The sequence below is a fragment of the Streptomyces sp. NPDC058291 genome, from assembly GCF_042880855.1.
GTDB lineage: Bacteria > Actinomycetota > Actinomycetes > Streptomycetales > Streptomycetaceae > Streptomyces.
Genome location: NZ_JBHVYK010000009.1, coordinates 92,337 through 114,553, shown reverse-complemented (window position 1 = coordinate 114,553; position 22,217 = coordinate 92,337). Strand labels below are relative to the sequence as shown.

The window sequence follows — 22,217 nt, the reverse complement described above, 5'->3', positions numbered from 1 at the left end:
GCCCCCTCGGGGCGAGTCCGGGGACGAGGCCCCTTTCCGGGCGGGGCGGGCCCGGAGGCGGTGGCCCCCGGGCGCGTCCATCGGATCGGTGAGAGCCGAGTAAGAAGGGTGATCGTAGGACCGCCCCCGCCGCCCGACCGCCGGTCGCCTTGGCAGACTGGGCAGGTGCCTCCCACCGTTCTGCTCGCCGAAGACGACCGTGCCATCCGCCACGCCCTGGAACGCGCCCTGGCCCTGGAGGGCTACCGGGTCACCGCGGTCGCCGACGGGATCGAGGCGCTGGCGCAGGCCCACAAGAACCCGCCGGACGTACTCGTCCTCGACGTGATGATGCCCGGGATCGACGGCCTCCAGGTCTGCCGGGTGCTGCGCGCCGAGGGCGACCGCACCCCCATCCTGATGTTGACCGCACTGGTGGAGACCGCCGACCGGATCGCGGGGCTGGACGCGGGCGCCGACGACTACGTCGTCAAGCCGTTCGACGTCGAGGAGGTCTTCGCCCGGCTGCGGGCGCTGCTGCGCCGCACCGGCGCCGAGGCCGTGGCGCCCCCCGTGCCGCCGGAGCCCTCCAGGCAGCCGCCCGAGCGGTTCGTCGAGGCGGCGGGGCTGCGGATGGACCCGCAGGCGCGGCGGGTGTGGCGGGGCGCGCGCGAGCTGGAGCTGACCCGGACCGAGTTCGAGCTGCTGGAACTGCTGGTGCGCAACGCGGGGATCGTCCTGGACCACTCCACGATCTACGACCGCATCTGGGGCTACGACTTCGGTCCCGGCTCCAAGAACCTCGCCGTCTACGTCGGCTACCTGCGCCGCAAGCTCGACCAGCCAGGAGCCCCGCAGCTGATCCACACCGTGCGCGGTGTGGGTTACGTGCTGCGGGAGGACTGAGGGGCGCGGGCGTGAGCCGTCTGCGCCGGCTGCTGTCCCGGCCGCGGCCGAAGCTGGTGTCGCTGCGCACCACCTTCGCGGTGTCCTTCGCGGCCGTGACCGCCGCCGTCACCGTGCTCGTCGGCGTCCTGTCGTACTCGGCGGCCGCCCGACTGGTGCGGGTCGACCAGGAGTCGGTGTTCGAGGAGGTCGTGCAGGATCTGCGGGACGAGGTGAGCGACCACCGGATGGCGCCGGCGGACTTCTCCTCGGCCGCGCCGGGCCATGACATCGTGCGGCCGGCCCGCACGGACGTCCAGGTCCTCGGGCCGGACGGCGCGGTCGTGGACGGCGGAAGCCCCGGACTGCCGATCGTGACCGCCGACCGCACGATCGCGGCCGCCCCCACGGCCGGGAAGATGGCCGTCCACAAGGACGTGGACGTCGGCAGCGACGTCTACCGCATCGCGACCGTCTCCCTGGGCGGCGGCCGGGGCGCGGTGCAGGTGGCGCAGGAGTTCAGCGACACCGAGGACCTCCTGCGCGCGCTCCAGCAGCGCACCCTGATCCTGATGATCGCCGTCGTGACGGCCGCCGGGCTGTTCGGCTGGTGGCTGGCCCGGCGCATCACCCACCGCCTGGTCATCCTCACCACGGCCGCCGAGGACGTCGCCCGCACCCGCCGCCTGGGCGTCCAGGTGCCGGTCACCGGGCACGACGAGGTGGGCCGCCTCGGCCGCGCCTTCGACCGCATGCTGGGCAGGCTCGCCCAGTCGGAGGAGGACCAGCGGCGGCTCGTCCAGGACGCGGGGCACGAACTGCGCACGCCGCTGACCTCGCTGCGCACGAACATCTCGCTGCTGCGCCGCATCGACGAGCTGCCGCCCGACACCCGTGACGACCTGGTGGCGGATCTGACCCAGGAGGCCCGCGAGCTGACCGACCTGGTCAACGAGCTCGTCGATCTCGCGGCCGGTCAGTCCGACGCCGAGCCGCCGCGCCGCCTGGACCTCGCCGACGTCGCGGAGGAGGTCGCGGGCCTGGCCCGGCGGCGCACCGGACGGCAGGTCCTGATCCGGGCGAGCGGCGACACCACCGTCCACGGCCGGCCGGGGATGCTGCAGCGGGCCGTGTCCAACCTGGTGGAGAACGCGACCAAGTTCGACCGTGAGGGCCGCGCTCCGGTGGAGATCGCCGTCACCGGGGCCGCCCGGCCGGGGGTCGTCCGCGTCGAGGTCTGCGACCGTGGCCCCGGCATCGCCGAGGCCGACCTGTCCCGCGTCTTCGACCGCTTCTACCGGGCCGCCGACGCCCGCTCCCTGCCCGGCTCCGGCCTCGGTCTGTCGATCGTCCGCGAGGTGGCCCTGGCCCACGGGGGAGCGCCGTTCGCCTTCCGCCGTGCGGGCGGCGGCACGGTGATCGGCTTCACGGCCGGCGGCGGTCTGCCGGAGCGGGCGCGGGACGAGGACCCGTACCCGCGCCGGGACCGCCGCGCCTGACCCGGTCTCCACGACCGCCGCGCCTGCCCCTGACCCGGTCTCCACGACCGTCGCGCCTGCCCCTGACCCGGTCCCGCTCCCGGGCCCGCGTCCCCGTTCTCTCGTGCCCCGCTTCCCTGCCGCCTTGCCCCTCCCCGCACGGGCCGTCCCGCTCCTCCAGGCCGTGGGGGGCGGTGGGCTTGAGGCGGGAGGTGGGGGGAATAATACGAAATGCGTGCTTGCGCGGGAGAGCGAGATGAGTGAGTGAGTGAGGCATCGGACGTCGTCGGTGAGCCGCTCACCGCGCGCGTCACCGTCGACGAACAGGGAGCCGTGACCGGCTGGAACGACGGGGCCGCGCGGTTGCTGGGATACGCCCCGCAGGAGATCCTCGGCCGGCCGGCGGTGACGCTGCTCGCCGAGGAGTCCGCCGCGCGGGACCTGCGGCCCACGGCCGGGCCGCCCAGGTGGCAGGGCACGCTCGCCCTGCGCCACCGGGACGGCCGCCGCCTGGCGGCCAGGGTCCTCGCGCACCACCGCACGGGGGCCGACGGGGGCCGCGACTGGCTGCTGGTCAGCGCGCTGTCCGGGCCGCCCCGGCCCGAGGACGACGCGCTCATGCGGTGGGGCTTCCTGCGGTCCCCGTCCTGCGCGACCTCCGTCTTCGACACCGATCTGCGCTACCGCCGCTCCAACCGGGCCGCGCGGGCCGCGCTCGGCCTGGGCGAGGACGAACTGCGCGGGCTGCGGATGACGGACGTGCTCCCCACGCCGCTGTCCCAGGAGGTCGAGCGGCGGATGCGGCAGGCCCTGGAGACCGGTGAGTCGCAGTATCTGGAGAACCACGCGCGGGCCTCCGGCGAGGCCCGTGAGCACGCCTGGTCGATCCACCTCTACCGGGTGGAGGACCCGGAGGGCCGGGTGCTGGGCGTGGCGGCCGCCGGGCACGACATGACGGAGCAGTACTGGGCCCGCAAACGCCTGCAGCTGATCGCGGAGGCCAGCACCCGGATCGGCAGCACGCTCGACATGACGCGGACCGCGCAGGAGCTCGCGGACGTGGCCGTGCCGGACCTCGCCGACTTCCTCAGCGTGGACCTGCTGACCTCGTTCGAGCAGGGCCGGGAGGAACCCGTGACCGGCGGCGGCCCGCTGCTGCTGCGGCGCGTCGCCCACCAGTCGGTGCTGCCGGGCGCCCCCGAGGCCGTCCTCGCCCTGGGCGAGACGGACGAGTACCCGGAGGGATCGCCGCCGGTGGAGTGCCTGCGCTCGGGGCGGGCCGTGCGGCGCCGGATCGACCGGGCCGCGGCGCCCGCGTGGCTCGCCGGGGATCCGCTGCGCGTCGCCCGCATCCGCGACTACGGCTTCCACTCGCTGATGGCCGTGCCCCTGTCGGCGCGCGGCACCACGCTGGGGGTCGTCGTCCTCGCCCGGCACCGGCGCCCGGACCCCTTCCAGGCGGACGACCTCGTCCTCGCCGAGGAACTGGCGGCCAGGGCCGCGGTCTGCATCGACAACGCCCGTCGCTACACGGGCGAACGCGCGACGTCGGTCGCCCTGCAGCGCAGCCTGCTGCCGCAGCGGCTGCCCGAGCAGTCCGCGGTGGAGGTGGCCTCCCGCTATCTCCCGGCCGACGTGCGGGCCGGGGTGGGCGGCGACTGGTTCGACGTCATCCCGCTGTCCGGAGCCCGGGTCGCGCTGGTCGTCGGCGACGTCGTGGGGCACGGCATCCACGCCTCGGCGACCATGGGGCGGCTGCGCACGGCCGTGCGCACCCTCGCCGACATCGACCTGCCCCCCGACGAACTGCTCACCCGCCTCGACGACCTCGTCGGCCTGCTGGCCACCGAGACCGACGCGCTGGGCGATCCGGAGACCGCGGGGGACGTCGGGGCGACCTGCCTGTACGCCGTGTACGACCCGGTCGCCCGGCGCTGCACCCTGGCCAGGGCGGGTCATCCGCTGCCGGCGGTGGTGAGCCCGGACGGCGAGGTGGAACTGCTGGCCCTGCCGGCCGGGCCGCCGCTCGGCCTGGGCGGGCTGCCCTTCGAGTCGCTGGAGATCGAACTGCCCGAGGGCAGCCTGCTCGCCCTGTACACCGACGGCCTGATCGACTCCCGCTCGCGCGACAGCGACGTCGACGAAGGCGCCGCCCGGCTGTGCCGGGCCCTGACCGCTCCCGCCGCCTCGCTGGACGCGGTGTGCGACACGGTCCTCGCCGACCTGCTTCCGCGGCTGCCCTCCGACGACGTGGCGCTCCTGGCGGCCCGCACCCGGGCCCTCGACGCCTCCCGCATCGCCTCCTGGGACGTGGCGTCCGACCCGGCCGCGGTCGCCGAGGCCCGCAAGCGGGCGGTGGACCGGCTGGAGGCCTGGGGCCTGACCGACGCCGCCTTCGTCACCGAGCTGATCGTCAGCGAGCTGGTCACCAACGCCATCCGGCACGGCGAACCGCCCGTCCAGCTGCGTCTGATCCATGACCGGAGGCTCATCTGCGAGGTCTCCGACGGCGGCGGCACGGCCCCGCACATGCGTCGGGCCCGCACCTACGACGAGGGCGGTCGCGGTCTCCTCCTGGTCGCCCAGCTGAGCCGGCGCTGGGGCACGCGTCCCGGCGACAAGGGCAAGACGATCTGGGCCGAGCAGACCATCGACGGGCCGTCCGAGGGCTCGTGGCTCTGAGTCCCGCCGCGCGCCGTCCCGCCCGCGCGCCGTCCCGCCGCGCGCCGTCCGGGAGATGGCGCCCGACGGATGGGGCCCGGCCGAGGGGGTCACGACCGGGGGGCCCGACCGAGGGGGTCACGACCGGCGGGGTCACGGCCGAGAGGGGGCGGCCGGGCTCAATGTTGTGCACTTTATTGACGGCGGTTACTTGAGGGCCTAACTTCACGGTGTCATTCCCCCGGTCAAGGGAGACCGCGATGCCCCCGTCCCCCGTCGCATCACCGTCCACGACCGCCGAACGGAACCGGCAGCTGCGCGTGGTCGCCGCCTCCGGACTGCTCGGCACCGCCGTGGAGTTCTACGACTTCCTCGTCTACGGAACCGTCGCCGCCCTCGTCTTCGGCGAGCTCTTCTTCCCCGGCGCCGACCCGGCCGTCGGCACCATCGCCGCGTTCGGCACCTTCGCCGCCGGCTATGTCGCCCGTCCGGTGGGCGGCGTCCTCTTCGGACACTTCGGCGACCGGCTCGGCCGCAAGTCGACCCTGCTGCTCACCATGGGCCTGATGGGCGGCGCGAGCTTCCTCGTCGGGCTGCTGCCCACCTACGACACGATCGGCGTGTGGGCGCCGGTGCTGCTGATCACCCTGCGCGTCGTCCAGGGCGTCGCCATCGGCGGCGAGTGGGGCGGGGCCACGCTCATGGTCGTCGAGCACGCGGGCGAACGGCGGCGCGGACTGTGGTCCAGCTTCACGCAGATGGGAGCCCCGCTCGGCTCCCTGCTCTCCACGGCCGTCGTCACGCTCGTCGTCGCCCTGCCCGAGGACGAGTTCGCCGCCTGGGGCTGGCGGGTGCCGTTCCTGCTGAGCGCGGTGCTGCTCGGCGTCGGACTCTTCGTCCGCCTCAAGGTCGTCGAGAGCCCGCTGTTCGCCGAGGTGAAGAAGGACGGCGCCGAGTCGCGGCTGCCGATCCTCGACGTGCTGCGCCGCCCCCGCCCCGTCCTGCTGGCCTGCGGCGTCGGCATCGGCGCCTTCACCGCCCAGTCGCTGCTGACCAGCTACCTGATCGCGTACGCCACCGGCATCGGCTACGCCCGCCCGCAGGTGCTCACCGCGCTCACGGTGTCCGCCTGCGTCGCGCTCGTCGTGCTGCCCTGCGCCTCGGCGCTCTCCGACCGGGTGGGCCGCCGCCCGGTCGTCCTCGCCGGAGCGATCGCCTCGGCCGCGCTCGCCTTCCCCGTGCTCTCGCTGGTCGACTCGAAGTCGCCGGGGCTGCTGATCCTCGCCGTCGTCCTCGGGCACGGCGTCGCCCAGTCCACGATGTACGGGCCGCTGGGCGCCCTGCTCACCGAGATGTTCGGCACCAGGGTCCGCTACACCGGCGCCTCGCTCGGCTACCAGGGCGCGACCCTCGTCGGCGCCGGGTTCTCCCCGATGATCGCCGGCGCCCTGGTCGCCGGCAGCGGCGACAGCGCCCCGGTGGCGCTGCTGCTGTGCGGCGGCGCCGTCGTCACGGCCGTGACCGTCCTGTTCGTGCGCGAGACCAGCCGGGCCTCCCTCGCCGACGCTTCCGCCGCCCCGGACGCCGCCCGCACCCAGGAGGTCTCCGCATGACCCCGCCCGACGGCCGCTGACGTGCCACGACCGCCCACCGCACCGCCGTCGGGCGGTCGTACCCTTTCCCCCGTGGAGGACGACGACATCCCGCACGACATCCCGCACGACATTCCGCACGACAGCCCGGACGCCTCGGACGGCGCCCCGCAACTGCGCCCGCAGTCGCTGATGCTCGCCTTCTTCGGCAACCACGTCCTCGAACAGGGCGATTTGTGCGTGTACTCGGGCAGCATCATCGACGTGCTCGGCCGGGTCGGCGTGGGCGAGCAGGCCGTGCGGTCCACCCTGACCCGCATGGTCAGCCGGGGCCTGCTGCGGCGCCAGCGCGAGGGCCGCCGGATGTACTTCGGCCTCACCGAGCAGGCCACCCACGTCCTGCGGGACGGCCGCACCCGCATCTGGCGGAAGGGGGCGGTCAACGACGACTGGGACGGCGACTGGACGCTGCTGGGCTTCTCGCTCCCCGAGTCCCGCCAGCGCGAGCGCCACGACCTGCGCTCACGGCTCGCCTGGTCCGGGTTCGGCGCGCTGTACAGCGGGCTGTGGATCGCGCCCGGCCGGGTGGACGTCGCCGCCGTCGTCGCCGAACTCGGGCTGCGCGACCACGTCAAGATCTTCCACGCCTCCGCCGACCCGGCGGTCGACATCGGCCTCATGATCCGCGAGACCTGGGACCTGGAGAGCATCGCCGCCCGCTACGTCTCCTTCGACAAGCGCTGGACGGCCCATCTGAACGCCGGGCCGGGCGACGACCCGATCGGCACCCGCCTGCGCCTGGTCAGCGAATGGCTCTGGACGATCCGCACGGACCCCCGGCTCCCCGCCCGCCACCTCCCCCCGGAGTGGCCGGCCCGCCCCGCCCAGGACACCTTCCGCCGGGTGGCGGAACAGACGGCCGCCCCCGCGGAACGCCTGGCCGCCGAGGCCCTGCAGACGGCGCCCCTGCGCTGACGAAGCCCCTGCGCCGACGAAGCCCCTGCGCCGACGAAGCCCCTGCGCCGACGGGGGGAGGGGCCGGGGCGGTCGGCGATCAGCGGGTCTTGCGGGCCACGCCGCCGTACATGCCGATCGGCGGGGCGTCGTGCTGCGGGGGCTCGTCGGGGCGCCAGTCCGGGACGAGCACCAGGCCCGGCTCGGCCAGGGCGAGATCGCCGAAGAAGCTCAGGACGCGGGCGTGGCCGCGGGGGTTCATGGTGGCGGTGGCGTTCTTGTAGACGTTCACCGCGTCCTCGCGGGCCTTGTCGTGGACGTCGAGTGTCGCGTGGGACAGCACGAGGTGCGAACCGGGCGGCAGCGCGTCGAGCAGGGTGGCGACGACGGCGTCCGGGTTCTCCTCCTCGGTGAGGAAGTGCAGCACGGCCACCAGCAGCAGGGCCACCGGCTCGTCGAAGTCGATGACCCTGCGCACGTCGGGATGGTCGAGGAGGGCCCGGGGGTCGCGCAGGTCGGCCAGGACGACGGAGGTGTGGTCGTCGTCGTCCAACAGGCTGCGCGCGTGGGCGCTCACGATCGGGTCGTTGTCGACGTAGGCGACGCGGGTCCCGGGGGCGATGGCGCGCGCCGTCTGGTGCACGTTGGGCTCGGTCGGCAGACCCGTGCCGATGTCGAGGATCTGCCGGACGCCGCCCTCGCCGACGACGTGCCGCACGGCCCGGTGCATGAACCGCCGGTTCGCCCGGACGGCCAGCCGGACCTCCGGGGCGGCCTTGATGAACCTCTCGGCGGCCTCCTGGTCGACCTCGTAGTTGTCCTTGCCGCCGAGGAAGTAGTCGTACATCCGCGCGGGGTGGGGCCTGCTCGTGTCGATCAGCGGTGAGGTGCCGCCGCCGCTGCCGCTGCCGCCGCTGCCGCTGCCGGCGTCGCCGCCGCGAGGAGAGGTCATGCTGCCTGGCTCCGCCCTGGACTTCGCGTCCCGCCGCCGGATGAACCGTGATGAGTGACTGTCGGGCCATCATCCTGACATGCCTTCATCGACGTCCAACCACGGGCCGTGCCGCGGCAGTTGCCCCTCTGCGCTCAGCCCAGCAGCCGGCGCTTCTGTTCCGCGAACTCGACCTCGGTGAGCAACCCCTGCTTCCTCAGCTCGCCGAGCTGCTTGAGCTGCTCGATCGTGTCGCCCAGGTCGTCGGAGCGCGGCGGAGCGGCCTGCGGCTGCTCCGAGGCCGGCGCGGGTTCGTGATAGCCCTCCTGAGCCGCCCAGCGTCCCTGCTGACGGCGCGACACACGGTTGGAGACGGCGGTCGCCGTACCCGCGACGACCGCGGTGCGGGCGACTCCGCGAAGAAGACCGGGCATGGCCCATCCCCTTTCGTTCGGATGCCATTCCATTGGACCACCGCCCGCGGTGGAGCGCGATTTCCCGCCCGATCTGCCGATCAGGGCGACTGGTGGCAGGCTGGAGTCGTGTCCACGCCCGGGCGTTCGTCCCGGCGCTGAGGCCCAGTTGAAGGAGCCCGCATCATGGCCACACAGAGCACGGGAACGCACCGGACCGCCGCCCGGGGAATGGGCGAGGTGTCCGGCTGGACGGTATTCGCCGCGATCATGATGATGTTCGGCGGCGTCCTGGCGATATTCGAGGGAATATCCGCCATCGCCAAGGACGACGTATTCGTCTCCACCCGGAATTTCACGTTCCAGTGGAGTCTGACCAGTTGGGGCTGGCTGCATCTCTCCCTCGGCATCGTCGTGGTGCTGGCGGGGATGGCCCTGTTCACCGGGGCCATGTGGGCCCGCGTCGTCGGCGTCGCCGTGGTGGGTCTGAATCTGATCGCCAATTTCGTCTGGCTGCCCTGGTATCCGTTCTGGGCCATCACGCTGATGGTCATCGACGGATTCGTGATCTGGGCGCTGTGCGTCGGCCCGCGAAGGGATCGCACGGTCTGACCTCCGGCCCGCGGGCACTGCGCCGTTCGGCCCCGGCCGCACCTCTCGGTGCGGCCGGAACCCGTTCCGCGGAACCGTCCGACACGACACCCCCCTGTTCCTTTCGCGCGCACTCGTGTCCGGCGCGCATTCCGGCACCGGAAAAGGCACGACATTGAAATAGGCATCGAAAAAGGCGCCGAAAAAAGGCGCCGAAAAAGGCATGGGGAAAGGGAGCGGGGCAGGGACAGGGTGAGGGGGTGCCCGGGTGATCGTCGTGGTGGTCGGGGTGTCGGGGTGCGGCAAGTCCACCGTGGGCGCGGCCGTCGCCGAGGGACTCGGAACGCCCTTCCTGGAGGGTGACGCGGTCCACCCCGCCGCCGACGTCGCCAAGATGCGCGCCGGGCACCCCCTCACCGACGCGGACCGCGAGCCCTGGCTGCGCCTGCTGGCCGAGCGCGTCCACGCGGCCGCCGGGTCCGGCCAAGGGCTCGTCGTGGCCTGCTCGGCACTCAAGCGCCGCTACCGCGAGGTCCTTCGGGCGGCGGCGCCCGACGTCCGGTTCCTGCACCTGGTCCTGGACCGGGACACCGCTCGCCGCCGCGTCGCGGCTCGCACCGGGCATTTCATGCCGGCCGCGCTGGTCGACTCGCAGTTCGACGACCTGGAGCCGCTGGAACCGGACGAGCCGGGCGCCACGGTCGACGCCGCCGGGGACCCCGGGACCACGCTCGCCCTGGCCCGCGCCGCCGTCGCCCGCTTCGGCGACGAGCGGACCGCGTGACCGCCCGGCCCCCCACCGCACGCCCAGCCGCACCCCCCACCGCGCGCCTGGGCCGCGGTGGAGGGTACGGTCCGGCCGCGCGCCTGGGGCGCGGAACTGACGTCCGCGGTCCGTCGTCGGCCGATCCGTCGTCAGTCGACCGGTCCCGTCCCGGATGCCGACGGCCGCAGCTCCCGGCAGCCTGGGGCGAAGAGGCCCCAGGCGTCTCGCCGGCCTCCCCCACAGACGAGGACCCGTCGCCATGATCTGTCGTAGTCGCGCCGTCCGGCGGGCCGGAGCCGTCGCTCTCCTGCTCGCCGTCGCCGGCTGTTCCGGTGGTTCCGCCCTGGGCACCCTCCACTACACGACCCCGGCCGGACGGCTCGTGCAGCTGCAGAGCCCGCACGACGGCGGATGCCACCGCCTGCCGGGCGGCGCCCGCAGCGTGCGCAACGAGACCGTCGACGACATCCGGCTCTACGCCAACAAGGACTGCGTCCTGACGAAGGCCGGCAAGAACCAGAGCGGCCGCACCGGCGGAGAGAGCTTCTACCTCGGGACGCAGCTGCCCGTCGAGTTCACGCCCGGCCAGTCGCCGTGGCTGAGCTTCTCCGTCGTCGGCGGAGGCGGCTGACCCCCGCCCCCGCCCCTGCCCGGCCCCCAGGCCGACCCGGCCCCTTCCCGGTCCCGAGGCCGACCCGGCCCCTTCCCGGTCCCGAGGCCGACCCGGCCGCCGCCCGGTCCCGAGGCCGACCCGGCCGCCGCCCGGTCCCGAGGCCGACCCGGCCCCCGCCCGGCCCCGAGGCCGAACCGGCCCCCGCCCGGCCCCGAGGCCGGGGCGGGGCAGGGGCCGGGGAAGCGCGGTTCAGGAAGGTTCAGGAAGCGGCTTCGGCCGCCTCCAGCGAGGCGAGGAGCGCCTGGACGGGCAGTCGCCCGGAGGCCACCAGCTGGGCGCCGCCGCGGCGCAGGGCGGCGGCGAAGGGCGCGGCCCACAGGTTCTCGTAGATCAGCAGCGCGGCGGAGTTGCCGGGTTCGACGGCCGCGGCGGCCTCCTCCAGGTCGTCCCGGCCGAGCAGACCGGACTGCGCGCCTTCGAAGACGGCGAGGTCGAGGCGGCCGTCGCCGGTGAGATCGGCGATCTCCAGGGCGGTCACGGAGCCGTCCGCCTCCTTCCTGACGAACGTCAGGTCCAGGATCCGGATGATGCCGCGGTCCACCAGGTCGACCAGCAGCGGGAAGCCCTCACCCGTCATACGGTTGCCGGGGAACTCCACCACCACGTAGTCGACGGGTCCCATCTCGTCGAACGGCTCGTCCGTCCCGCCCGGTGCGCTCGGCTCGGACCGGCTGGACTGTGCCGTCAGATCGCTGTTCTCGCTCACGGTCTCGCCTCCGGCGGTGCTCATGCGGCGGCCCCCTGAGTGCCATTGCATCACCCGGCAGTGGCCCGCGCACCCGGTGCCCGTTCACCCGACCGGACCTCCCCGCTGGCTGGTCCCTCTCACCGGGCATCTCCTCGAAGGCATGACTGGCAGCGACGCGTCCCCGCCCCCGCCGGAGGACCCCTACGGGGGTTCCGCCGAGGAAGTCAGGCTCGCTCGGCAGGCCGACGAGCTCAGGGAACTCCGGCTTCGGCTCGGCGAGTTGGAGAAGTCCCGGCACGCGCCGAAGCACCGGATGCGGGCGCTGGGATCGGTCGTGCTGATCGTCGTGGCCTCCTTGCTGTCGCTGCTCGCCGTGGTCGCGGTCTGGGCGAACAGCATCGTCCGCGACACCGACCGCTATGTGGCGACCGTGGGGCCGCTGGCCTCCGACCCCGACGTCCAGCAGGCCGTCACCACCCGCGTCACCGACGTCGTGCTCCGGCAGATCGACGTGGACGCGCTGGTCGCGGAGCTGAGCCGGGCCGCGTCGCAGAAGGGCGTGCCGCCGCGGGCCGCGGGGCTCATCAAGAACCTGAGCGGTCCCATCGACAGCGGGCTGAAGGAGCTGGTGAGCAGCACGGTGATGCGGGTCGTCTCCGGGCCCGCCTTCGAGAAGATCTGGACGAACGCCAACCGCCGCGCCCACAGCGCCGTCGACAAGGCGCTCACCGGGTCGGGCGGCGGCGCGGTGCAGGTGAAGAACGGCCAGGTCGCCATCGACGTGGCGCCCGTCGTGGCCCAGGTCAAGCAACGGCTCGTCGACTCGGGACTCGCGGCGGCGGCGAAGATCCCGGACGTGCACACGGACTTCGTCGTGGTCGAGGGCAAGGACGTCGGCAAGATCAAGTCGTATCTCCGGGTGCTGCAGATCGTCGGCAACTGGCTGCCCGTCATCGTGGTGCTGATCGCCGCCGCGGGCGTGTTCCTGGCCGTCCACCGGCGGCGGGCGCTGATCGGGGCCGCGATCGGGGTGTTCCTCGCCATGGTGCTGCTGGGCGTGGTCCTCGCCGTCTTCCGCGCGGTGTACCTCGACCACCTGCCGCCCGGGGCGAACGCGGGCGCCGCGGGCGCCGTCTACGACGCGTTGGTGCGGTTCCTGCGCTCCAGCATCCGGGCCCTCGGGGCGCTGGCCCTGGTCACGGCACTCGGCGCGTTCCTCGTCGGCCCCTCGCGGCCCGCCGTGTTCGTCCGGCACTTCTGCGGCAAGGGCATCGGCGCCGGGCGGGACGTGGCCGCCTCGGCGGGGCTGCGCCTGGGCGCGGTGGGTCGGTACGTGCACCGCTTCAAGGGGTGGATCGGGGCGGCGATCCTGGCGGTGGCCGCGATCGTCCTGTTCACCTGGAGCTACCCGACCATGGCGGTGGTGCTCTGGACGGCGGTGATCGTGCTGGCCTCCTTCGCCCTCCGCGAGTTCCTGGACACCGGGCCGGCGTCGGACACGCCCGAACGGGGCACGGGCCCGGCGTGACGCGGGCCCGAACGGGACACGGACCCCTACCGGACGCGGACCCCTGCGGGACGCGGACCCCTGCGGGACGCGGACCCCTGCGGGACGCGGGCTCCTACGGGACGCGGGCCCCTTCGGGACGCGGCCCCCTACGGGACACGGGTGCGGCGGTGAAGCCGTCGCCCTCACCCGTTCGGCCCCCGCCGGGCCCCCGCCACGGGCCGGAAGGGACGGGGCCGGGCACGCTGGCAGCATGCGGCCTGGCGCAGGACCACGACGGGACCGCCCGGCGCCCCCGTCGCGCCGCGCGCGGTGGCGGGCTCGGGGTGCGGCAGCCGGGGCGCGGGCGCGCGGACTGCGGACCCGGGCCGAGACCCGCTTCCCGGTGATCACCCATCTCGTGACGCATCTGATCTCGGTCAACGTGCTGGACTCCGCGACGCGCCTGGCCGCCCAGACGTTCCTCACCGCCGTGCCGCTGATCTTCGTGGCGGCGGCCGTCGCGCCGCAGGCGCTGCGCGAACAGTTCGTCGACTCCGTGAGCGAGGTCTTCGGGCTCACCGGAAGCGCAAGGCAGCAGCTGGAGCAGGTCTTCGAGGGCGACACGTCCGAGCTGCGCCAGACCACCGGCGTGGTCGGCGCGTTGATGGTGCTGGTCTCGGCCACCGCCTGCAGCCGCGCCATGCAACGGCTCTGCCAGCGGGCCTGGAGCCTGCCGAAGGCGGGTGCGCGGACCGTCGCCTGGCGCTGGATCGTGTGGATCCCCGCGTGGCTGGTCATGATCGCGGTGCAGGGCGTGCTCCGGGACGGCTTCGGTCTCGGCCTCTGGCTGGGGCTGCCGCTGCTGCTGATCGCCGAGACCGCACTGTGGTGGTGGACGCAGCATCTGTTGCTGACCTCGCGCGTGCCGTGGCTGCCGCTGCTGCCGGGCGCGCTGCTCGCCGGCGCCGCCCTGAGCGTCCTCACCTCGCTCGCGCACCTGTACGTGCCCAGGGCTCTCAACCACAGCCTCGCCCGGTACGGCTCGCTGGGCGCCGTCTTCACCCTGCTGTCCTGGCTCATCGCGCTGTGCGTGACGATGGCGCTGTGCATCACCGTCGGCGCGGTCGTCGCCCGTGAACCCGCGGTGGCCCGGCGCCTGGGCGGACCCGGGTCGCCGCCTCCCGCCGCCGGCGATACGTTGGATGCCGGACAGCGGCCTACCCGTCCTCGGCCGCCTCGGGGCGCGTGAGCTCACGGGCTGCGCGCGAACTCACCGGTCGCCGCACGGCATCGCAGAGCAGCATGCCCGCACCCGCACCCCGCATCTCCACCCGCATCAGCCCCGCGTCCCCCCGCACCCCGCGTCCCCCCGCATCCCGCGCCTCGGCGACCACACGTGGAGCGTCTGCCATGAGCGAGAACAACCCCACCGGCCACGAACTGCGCCATCACACCCCGAGGGAGCGCGCCGAACGCGGCAAGGCCGCCCGCTCCGACGTGCCGAGGTCCGCGCACGCCGAGTTCTCGCCGCCGCCCAAGCGCACCGACCCGGTGGACGTCATCGACGCGCAGTCGGCGAAGCGGTTGCCCGAACTCGTGCCGATCCGCTACGGGCGGATGAGCGAGTCGCCGTTCCGCTTCTACCGGGGAGCCGCCGCCATCATGGCCGCGGACCTCGCCGAGACGCCCCGCACCGGCATCCGGGTCCAGTGCTGCGGTGACGCGCACATGCTGAACTTCCGGCTGCTGGCCTCCCCGGAACGCCGGCTGATGTTCGACATCAACGACTTCGACGAGACGCTGCCCGGCCCGTGGGAGTGGGACGTCAAACGGCTCTCGGCCAGCCTGGTCGTCGCGGGCCGCGCCAACGGCTTCAGCGCCAAGGAGCGCGCGAAGGTGGTGCGGACCGCCGTGCGGTCGTACCGCGAGCGGATGCGGGAGTTCGCGGGCATGGGCAATCTCGAGGTCTGGTACACCCGCTTCGAGGCGGACGAACTGCAGAAGGCGTTCGCCCCCGACCTCGACGCCGACACCCGCGAACGCTGGGACGCCACCCGTGAGAAGGCCCGCGCGCACGGCACGCTCCAGGCCTTCGACAAGCTCACCCACGTCGTCGGCGGACAGCGCAGGATCACCGACGACCCGCCGCTCCTGGTCCGCCTGGAGAGCCTGCTGCCCAAGGCCGAGAGCGGCATGCTGGAGACGGAGATCAGCCGCCTCGTCGAGCGGTACAGCCAGTCCCTGCAGACCGACCGGCGCTTCCTGCTGGAGACCTACCGCGTCGCCGACGTCGCCCGCAAGGTCGTGGGCGTGGGCAGCGTCGGCACCCGCTGCTGGATCGTGCTGCTGCTCGGCAAGGACGACGGGGACCCGCTGTTCCTCCAGGCCAAGGAGGCCGACGAGTCCGTGCTCGCCCCCTACGCGGGCGCCTGCGGGTTCCGCACCCAGGGCGAGCGGGTCGTCGCCGGCCAGCGGATGATGCAGGCGACCAGCGACATCTTCCTCGGCTGGGAGCGGGCCACGGGCATCGACGGCCGCCGCCGCGACTTCTACGTCCGCCAGCTCAGGGACTGGAAGGGCATCGCCGTCCCCGAGAACATGTCGCCGAAGCGGATGGCCCTGTTCGCGTGGCTCTGCGGAGCGACCCTGGCCCGCGCGCACGCCCGCTCCGGCGACCGCATCGCCATCGCCGCCTACCTCGGCGGCGGCGACGTCTTCGACCGCGCCCTGGCGACCTTCGCCGAGCTGTACGCGGACCAGAACGAGAAGGACCACCAGGCGCTCCTGGACGCCGTCCGGACCGGGCGCGTGCTCGCCGAGTCGGCCTGAGACGACGGCGGCCGCCGAAGGCAGAACGCGACGACGTTCGCGGGGGAGGGACCGGCGCCGGCCTGGGCGCCGTTCCCTCCCCCCGGCCGCGACGCGTCGGTCACGACCGGCCGTTCGTCAGCTCTTGCCGAGGAGCTCGTTCATCTCCGCGATCTCGGCGGTCTGCGCGGTGACGACGGCGTCGGCCAGGGACTTCGCCGGGCCGTACGCGCCCTTGCTCTTCTCGACGGCGGCCATGGCCACGGCGCCCTGGTGGTGCCGGACCATCATGGACAGGAACGCGGCGTCGAAGTCCGCGCCGGACGCCTTCTCCAGCTCGGCCATGTCCGAGGCGTCCATCATGCCGGGCATCGCGGACCCGCCCGAGTGGTCCGTGTCGGGCATCGCGGACCCGCCCGAGTGGTCCATGCCGGGCATCGACTCGGCCGTGCTGTCGGAGGACGCCGGAACCTCCTCGCCCCACGAGGTCAGCCAGCCGCTCATGGTCCTGATCTCCGGGTCCTGAGCCTTCTCGATGCGTGAGGCGAGGTCCTTGACCCGAGCGGAGGAGGCCCGGCCGGCGGCCATTTCCGCCATCTCCAGGGCCTGCCGGTGGTGCGGGATCATGCCCTGCGCGAAGGCCACGTCCTGGCCGTTGTGCGCACCGGCGGCATCGCTTGACGAGGAGGAGGACGAAGGCGAGGGCGAGGAGGACGACGAGGACGTGGCGGCGTTGCCGCCCGCGGCGCCGCTGTCGTCGCCGCAGGCCGCGAGGGTGAACGCGGCGGCGACGGAGACGGCCGCGACGACCGCGCGGCGGGTCAGGGAACGGGTGTTGCGCATGCTGAAACTCCTGCTGTGCTGGGTGAAAAAGGGATTTGGACATGCCGTGGCGCACCGCGTCGGGTACGGGGACGCGGTGCCGCGTGGTGTCTAGATCCGCAGGAGCTGGAGTTCCGCCAGAGTCGGCGGCGCGCGGGCGCCGTCCGGCGCGTCGGCCGGGCAGAGGCGCGGCGCATCGGCCGGCACCGGGGCGGTCACCGGGTCGGGGACGAGCGCGGGCAGTGCCGGCGCTCCGCTCACCGCGGCCGCCGCACAGGTCGGGTCGGCGTGCTGGAGATGTCCTCCGCCGCAGTCCCCGGCGTCCCCCGCGCAGTCGTCGTGCGCGCTCACCGTGACGGCCGTGGTGTGCCGGGCGCCGCCGGCGACGCCGGTGTGGTCATGACCGGTCCCGCCGGGGGCCAGGGCGTGCATGGCCAGCAACCCGGCCAGCAACCCCAGCACGAGCAGGGCCCACCGCCGCCGTACAGGCGGTGCCGCGGGGTGCTGCTCGGGGCTGGTCATCGCCTTCACCCTACGGCCTGCCGTTCGGACCAGTCCGCGGACGCGGGGCTCGGCACGCCCGTCTGCGGCGTCGTCGTCGGTCGCCGAAGCTCCTCCTCGACTCCCTCCTCCGCCTCGCGGCTGCACGCACCGAGCCCCGCTCACGACGCTGACCAGGCGCCGTCGGACTCCTTCCGGCAGCCTGATCCGCACGACAGACCCCAGCCGGACGCGGGCAGCGCGTGAGCCGCACGACGAGCGGCCACGAGCGGCGAGGCCGGATCGTCCCGCCTGCCGTCCGCCGCGGCCCGCCGCCCGCACGCTCTCCGGCGCGCAGACGCGGTCCCGGGCACGGGAAAGGGCGAGACCCGAAGGTCCCGCCCGCTGTCACCGAAACCTCGGGTCAGGGCCATACCAGGCAGTAGGGCTGGTGGCCCGCCTCGTGCAGGCGGTGGCTGAAGTCCTGCCATTCGTGGAGGAGTTGGTACACGTTGAAGGCGTCCCGGGGGCCGCCCCGGTCCGGCACCGTGGACCAGATGAACGCCGCCGCGCCGACCGCTTCCTCGCCTATGTCGCGCAGGGGGTCGACGACCGTCATGGGGAGCTTCACGACGGCGTAGTCGGGGTGGAGGACGATCAGTTCCAGCGGGGGCACCTTGTGCAGGGGGACGCCTTCGATGCCGGTCAGCACCATCGCGGCCATCGTCTCCGGCTTGATCTTGGTGAACATGCCGTTCATCCCGAGCTCGTCGCCGCCGAGTTCCTCGGGACGCATCGAGATGGGGACGCGGGCGGCCGTAGCACCGTCGGGCGCGCCGAAGTACTTGTACGTCACCCCCACCCGACCACCATTCCCGCTCCCCGCCCGGAGGCGGTCGACCCGCTGGTCGACTCGCCGGTCGACTCGCTCAGGCTCGCTCGGTACACCTTGTGCCTGCGTCTGACGTGCTTCGTTCGCTTCCTCCGCGTCGCGCCGGTGCCTTCCCCGCCGGGCACGTCGAGGACCCAGGTCGTCAGTCCCCTCGCCCAGTCCGCCACCGCGATGCATATCTCCACCCGACTGCTTTTCTAGGACGCGTGGCCCCCGCCGCGCAACCTGATCATCGTGTCAGTGACCTCCCCCACGTCCGCCCGCCGAAACGTGCGGTGAAACACCTGTCCGCAGGATCTTCGCAGCCCCTCGACACACGGTCGGTGAGAGCTACGTCTGTCAGGCCCGTTCCGACTCAGTTTCGCAGATGGTGAACCGGGCGGCGGTGCGGGCGGTTCGGCCGGCGTGAGGCGGACGGAAGGAAGGGACTGACCGTCCGGTCAGCAGGGCGCCGCGCCCCCGCGGCCTGGCCCCGGCGCGCCGGGACCGCTGGCCTACCCTGGGAGCTCACTGGCAACCGGAGTCCAGCAAGTCGGAAAAGGTCGGAGAAGCCGCAGGTCATGAGCGAACTGCCCTATTCATACGATGCGCCTGTCTCGCAGGCGCTGTTCGACCGTGCGTCCGCCGTCACGCCGGGCGGGGTCAACTCGCCGGTGCGCGCCTTTGGCGCCGTGGGCGGAACGCCCCGGTTCATGGTGTCCGGCGCCGGCCCGTATCTGACCGACGCGGACGGGCGGGAGTACGTCGACCTCGTCTGCTCCTGGGGACCCATGATCCTCGGGCACTCCCACCCCGAGGTCATCGCGGCCGTGCAGGACGCCGTCTCGCGCGGCACCTCGTTCGGCACGCCCGGTGAGGGCGAGGTCGCGCTCGCCGAGGAGATCGTGGAGCGGGTCGGTCCGGTGGAGCAGGTGCGGCTGGTGTCCAGCGGCACCGAGGCGACCATGTCCGCCATCCGGCTCGCCCGCGGGTTCACCCGGCGCTCCAAGGTGATCAAGTTCGCCGGGTGCTACCACGGACACGTGGACTCGCTGCTCGCCGCCGCCGGCTCCGGCGTCGCCACCTTCGCGCTGCCCGACACGCCCGGCGTCACGGGCGCCCAGGCCGGCGACACGATCGTCCTGCCGTACAACGACCTGGAGGCCGTGCAGGAGGCCTTCCACCGGCATCCCGGTGAGATCGCCTGCGTGATCACCGAGGCCTCGCCGGGGAACATGGGCGTCGTGCCGCCGCTGCCCGGGTTCAACCAGGGCCTCAAGGACGCCTGCGCCAACAACGGCGCGCTGTTCATCTCCGACGAGGTCATGACCGGGTTCCGGACCTCCCGGGCGGGGTGGTTCGGGATCGACGGGGTGCGGCCCGACCTCATGACCTTCGGCAAGGTGATGGGCGGCGGCTTCCCCGCCGCCGCGTTCGGCGGGCGCGCCGACGTGATGGCGCACCTCGCGCCCGCCGGGCCCGTCTACCAGGCCGGCACGCTCTCCGGGAACCCGGTCGCCACCGCCGCCGGGCTCGCCCAGCTCCGGCTCCTCGACGACGCCGCCTACGCCAAGGTCGACGCCGTGTCGGAGCAGATCCAGGCGCTGGTCTCCGGCGCGCTGGCCAAGGAGGGCGTCGCGCACACGCTGCAGAGCGCCTCCAACATGTTCTCCGTCTTCTTCACGGACCGGCCGGTGCGGGACTACCAGGACGCCAGGGCGCAGGAGTCGTTCCGCTTCACCGCCTTCTTCCACTCGCTGCTGGCGAACGGCGTCTATCTGCCGCCGTCGTCCTTCGAGTCCTGGTTCGTGTCCACGGCCCACGACGACGCGGCCGTCCAGAGAATCGCCGACGCCCTCCCGGCGGCGGCCCGAGCGGCTGCGGAGGCCACGGCGGAATGAGCACCTTCGACACGAACGGCGCCGGCCAGGACATCACCGTCGTCCACCTCATGCGGCACGGCGAGGTCCACAACCCCGACGGGGTCCTCTACGGCCGTCTCGACGGCTACCACCTCTCCGCGCTGGGCCGGCAGATGGCCGACCGGGTCGCCGAACACCTCGCCGGCCGTGACGTCACGCACGTCGTGGCCTCCCCGCTGGAGCGGGCGCAGGAGACGGCCACCCCGATCGCCAAGGCGCACGGCCTCGATCTGGGCACGGACGCCCGGCTCGTCGAGGCGGAGAACGTCTTCCAGGGCAAGACCTTCGGAGTGGGGGACGGGGCGCTGCGCCGGCCCGAGAACTGGAAGCACCTCGTCAACCCGTTCCGGCCGTCCTGGGGCGAGCCGTACGTCGATCAGGTCGTGCGGATGATGGGCGCGCTGGACGCGGCCAAGGAGGCGGCCCGCGGGCACGAGGCGGTGCTCGTCAGCCACCAGTTGCCGATCTGGACCGTCCGGTCGTACGTCGAGCGGCGGCGGTTGTGGCACGACCCGCGCAAGCGGCAGTGCACCCTCGCCTCGCTGACGACCTTCACCTACCGGGGGGACCGGATCGTGTCCGTCGGCTACACCGAGCCCGCCATCGACCTGGTGCCCGCCCACCTCCGGGCCGGCGCCAAGCCGGTCAGGGGCCAGGCCCCCGGCCAGGGCAAGGCGTTCGGGGCGTAGGCTCCGGTCGCCCAGTCATGACCGAAACCGGATGACCGAGTGATGGCTCAAATCGACTGCTCTGTTACGTAATCCGGAAGTTTTGGCGGAACCTCCTTGTTCGTCATGTCCTCTGAATGGGTGACGTGCCCACCAGAGAACGTGACGAACGGGGTTGCCATGCGCGCCATCACCCGAAGGGGAGCACTCGGACTCGGCGCCGGTGCTGCCGCCGCCGGAATCGCGGGCTGCGGCAGCCTCACGGGGTCGGACGAGCCGTCCCACAAAGGCGGTTCCGACGGCGGGAAGGACTCCTCGGGCAGCCCGAAGCCGAAGCCGTCCGCCCGGCCGATAGGCGACGGCTCGACCTCCTTCACCGGCAAGCAGCCCCACCAGCCGGCCAAGCCCGTGCCGCTGGAGCCCGGCCAGGAGCCGCCGCAGTTCGTCGTCTTCTCCTGGGACGGCGCGGGCGAGGTCGGCAACGGCCTCTTCCCGCGCTTCCTCGACCTCGCCAAGGAACACGGCGCGAGCATGACGTTCTTCCTCTCCGGGCTGTACCTGCTGCCGGAGTCGAAGAAGCGGCTCTACGACCCCCCGAACAACCCGCGCGGCGCCTCCGACATCGGCTACCTCTCCGACGACCACGTGAAGGCGACGCTCAAAAACGTCCGCCGGGCCTGGCTCGAAGGGCACGAGATAGGCACCCACTTCAACGGGCACTTCTGCGGCGAGGGCCACGGCTCGGTCGGCAAGTGGACGCCCGCGCAGTGGCGCAGCGAGATAGACCAGGCGAAGAAGTTCGTGAAGGAGTGGCGGACCAACACCGGCTGGACCGACCTGCCCTCGCTGCCCTTCGACTACGACAAGGAACTCGTGGGCGCCCGTACGCCCTGTCTGCTGGGCCAGGACAACCTGCTGTCCACCGCCCGCACGCTGGGCTGGCGCTACGACGCCTCCTCCCCGGGCGGCAACCAGGTCTGGCCCAAGAAGAAGCAGGGCATATGGGACCTGCCGCTGCAGGCCATACCGTTCCCCGGCCACAGCTTCCAGGTGCTGTCGATGGACTACAACATCCTCGCCAATCAGTCGGTCAACTCGACCAAGGCGCCCGCCCACAACTACCCGGGCTGGCGGACGCAGGCCTCGCAGGCGTACATACAGGGATTCAAGCGGGCATACGAGACGAACCGCGCCCCCTTCTTCATAGGCAACCACTTCGAGCAGTGGAACGGCGGCATCTACATGGACGCCGTCGAGGAAGCCTTCAAGCACATCGCGCGCGAGAAGGAGAAGGGCGCGGACGTGCGGTTGGTCTCCTTCCGGCAGTTCGTGGACTGGATCGACGTCCAGAAGCCGGAGATCCTCGAGAAGCTGCGCACCCTTGAGGTCGGGCAGCGGCCGGCCGGCGGCTGGAAGACGTTCCTGGCCGCGAGCTCCGCCACCGCGGGCACGACCGCGGGTACCGGCAGCACCGGCGGCACCGGCTCCAGCGCGTCCCCGAGCGCCGCCTGAAATGCGGTTTTCTCCCCGCAAGGGGGGCGGGCAA

General features: G+C 73.1%; 20 protein-coding genes. 14 read left to right on the top strand and 6 right to left on the bottom strand.

Going from position 1 to position 22,217, the window contains the following annotated elements; genetic code table 11:
* Positions 1-165 precede the first annotated feature (165 nt).
* From ACFVYK_RS07085 to ACFVYK_RS07065, 5 genes are all read left to right on the top strand, one after another.
* The gene (locus ACFVYK_RS07085; RefSeq protein WP_389769590.1) at positions 166-885 is read left to right on the top strand and encodes a response regulator transcription factor; all 720 of its coding nucleotides are present in this window, start codon (positions 166-168) and stop codon (positions 883-885) included.
* Between the two features lie 11 nt (positions 886-896).
* On the top strand, positions 897-2,363 hold the full coding sequence (locus tag ACFVYK_RS07080) for an ATP-binding protein (protein WP_389769587.1): 1,467 nt from the start codon (positions 897-899) through the stop codon (positions 2,361-2,363).
* A gap of 243 nt (positions 2,364-2,606) precedes the next feature.
* The gene (locus tag ACFVYK_RS07075) at positions 2,607-5,024 is read left to right on the top strand and encodes a SpoIIE family protein phosphatase (protein WP_389769585.1); all 2,418 of its coding nucleotides are present in this window, start codon (positions 2,607-2,609) and stop codon (positions 5,022-5,024) included.
* 239 nt (positions 5,025-5,263) lie between these two features.
* The gene (locus tag ACFVYK_RS07070) at positions 5,264-6,616 is read left to right on the top strand and encodes an MFS transporter (RefSeq protein WP_389769582.1); all 1,353 of its coding nucleotides are present in this window, start codon (positions 5,264-5,266) and stop codon (positions 6,614-6,616) included.
* A gap of 72 nt (positions 6,617-6,688) precedes the next feature.
* Positions 6,689-7,570 (top strand): PaaX family transcriptional regulator C-terminal domain-containing protein, encoded by an 882-nt coding sequence (locus tag ACFVYK_RS07065; protein ID WP_389769579.1) that lies wholly within the window; start codon positions 6,689-6,691, stop codon positions 7,568-7,570.
* Between the two features lie 79 nt (positions 7,571-7,649).
* On the opposite strand, the gene ACFVYK_RS07060 is transcribed toward ACFVYK_RS07065, so the two are convergent.
* Both ACFVYK_RS07060 and ACFVYK_RS07055 read right to left on the bottom strand, forming a co-directional pair.
* Positions 7,650-8,501: an SAM-dependent methyltransferase gene (locus tag ACFVYK_RS07060; protein WP_389769577.1), complete on the bottom strand. Its 852-nt coding sequence runs from the start codon at positions 8,499-8,501 to the stop codon at positions 7,650-7,652.
* Between the two features lie 134 nt (positions 8,502-8,635).
* A complete protein-coding gene (locus ACFVYK_RS07055; RefSeq protein WP_389769574.1) occupies positions 8,636-8,914 on the bottom strand; it encodes an SHOCT domain-containing protein in 279 nt (92 codons plus the stop codon).
* Positions 8,915-9,079: 165 nt separating this feature from the next.
* On the opposite strand from ACFVYK_RS07055, the gene ACFVYK_RS07050 reads away from it, so the two are divergent.
* From ACFVYK_RS07050 to ACFVYK_RS07040, 3 genes are all read left to right on the top strand, one after another.
* Positions 9,080-9,505: a hypothetical protein gene (locus ACFVYK_RS07050; protein ID WP_389769571.1), complete on the top strand. Its 426-nt coding sequence runs from the start codon at positions 9,080-9,082 to the stop codon at positions 9,503-9,505.
* A 247-nt stretch (positions 9,506-9,752) separates the two neighbouring features.
* Positions 9,753-10,268, top strand: coding sequence for a gluconokinase (locus ACFVYK_RS07045; protein WP_389769568.1), 516 nt, complete (start codon positions 9,753-9,755; stop codon positions 10,266-10,268).
* Positions 10,269-10,509: 241 nt separating this feature from the next.
* A complete protein-coding gene (locus ACFVYK_RS07040; RefSeq protein ID WP_389769565.1) occupies positions 10,510-10,881 on the top strand; it encodes a hypothetical protein in 372 nt (123 codons plus the stop codon).
* 241 nt (positions 10,882-11,122) lie between these two features.
* Here the strand turns inward: ACFVYK_RS07040 and ACFVYK_RS07035 are convergent, their stop codons facing one another.
* Complete coding sequence (locus ACFVYK_RS07035) at positions 11,123-11,545, bottom strand: DUF6325 family protein (RefSeq protein ID WP_389769655.1); 423 nt, start codon at positions 11,543-11,545, stop codon at positions 11,123-11,125.
* Positions 11,546-11,771: 226 nt separating this feature from the next.
* On the opposite strand from ACFVYK_RS07035, the gene ACFVYK_RS07030 reads away from it, so the two are divergent.
* The 3 genes from ACFVYK_RS07030 to ACFVYK_RS07020 all read left to right on the top strand — a co-directional run bounded on the left by ACFVYK_RS07030 (position 11,772) and on the right by ACFVYK_RS07020 (position 15,929).
* Positions 11,772-13,139 (top strand): hypothetical protein, encoded by a 1,368-nt coding sequence (locus ACFVYK_RS07030; RefSeq protein ID WP_389769563.1) that lies wholly within the window; start codon positions 11,772-11,774, stop codon positions 13,137-13,139.
* A 364-nt stretch (positions 13,140-13,503) separates the two neighbouring features.
* The gene (locus ACFVYK_RS07025; RefSeq protein ID WP_389769560.1) at positions 13,504-14,349 is read left to right on the top strand and encodes a YhjD/YihY/BrkB family envelope integrity protein; all 846 of its coding nucleotides are present in this window, start codon (positions 13,504-13,506) and stop codon (positions 14,347-14,349) included.
* A gap of 161 nt (positions 14,350-14,510) precedes the next feature.
* A complete protein-coding gene (locus ACFVYK_RS07020; protein WP_389769557.1) occupies positions 14,511-15,929 on the top strand; it encodes a DUF2252 domain-containing protein in 1,419 nt (472 codons plus the stop codon).
* 117 nt (positions 15,930-16,046) lie between these two features.
* On the opposite strand, the gene ACFVYK_RS07015 is transcribed toward ACFVYK_RS07020, so the two are convergent.
* The 3 genes from ACFVYK_RS07015 to ACFVYK_RS07005 form a co-directional block, all read right to left on the bottom strand.
* Entirely contained in the window at positions 16,047-16,751 is a 705-nt protein-coding gene (locus ACFVYK_RS07015) for a DUF305 domain-containing protein (RefSeq protein ID WP_389769554.1), read from the bottom strand.
* Positions 16,752-16,841: 90 nt separating this feature from the next.
* The gene (locus ACFVYK_RS07010) at positions 16,842-17,252 is read right to left on the bottom strand and encodes a DUF6153 family protein (RefSeq protein ID WP_389769551.1); all 411 of its coding nucleotides are present in this window, start codon (positions 17,250-17,252) and stop codon (positions 16,842-16,844) included.
* Between the two features lie 382 nt (positions 17,253-17,634).
* Positions 17,635-18,072, bottom strand: coding sequence for a hypothetical protein (locus ACFVYK_RS07005; protein ID WP_389769549.1), 438 nt, complete (start codon positions 18,070-18,072; stop codon positions 17,635-17,637).
* A gap of 590 nt (positions 18,073-18,662) precedes the next feature.
* On the opposite strand from ACFVYK_RS07005, the gene hemL reads away from it, so the two are divergent.
* The 3 genes from hemL (at position 18,663) to ACFVYK_RS06990 (ending at position 22,183) form a co-directional block, all read left to right on the top strand.
* On the top strand, positions 18,663-19,982 hold the full coding sequence (gene hemL / locus ACFVYK_RS07000; RefSeq protein WP_389769546.1) for a glutamate-1-semialdehyde 2,1-aminomutase: 1,320 nt from the start codon (positions 18,663-18,665) through the stop codon (positions 19,980-19,982).
* A complete protein-coding gene (locus tag ACFVYK_RS06995) occupies positions 19,979-20,692 on the top strand; it encodes a histidine phosphatase family protein (protein ID WP_389769543.1) in 714 nt (237 codons plus the stop codon). The genes hemL and ACFVYK_RS06995 overlap by 4 nt, the downstream gene beginning before the upstream one ends.
* 159 nt (positions 20,693-20,851) lie before the next feature.
* Entirely contained in the window at positions 20,852-22,183 is a 1,332-nt protein-coding gene (locus ACFVYK_RS06990) for a hypothetical protein (RefSeq protein WP_389769540.1), read from the top strand.
* Positions 22,184-22,217 lie beyond the last annotated feature (34 nt).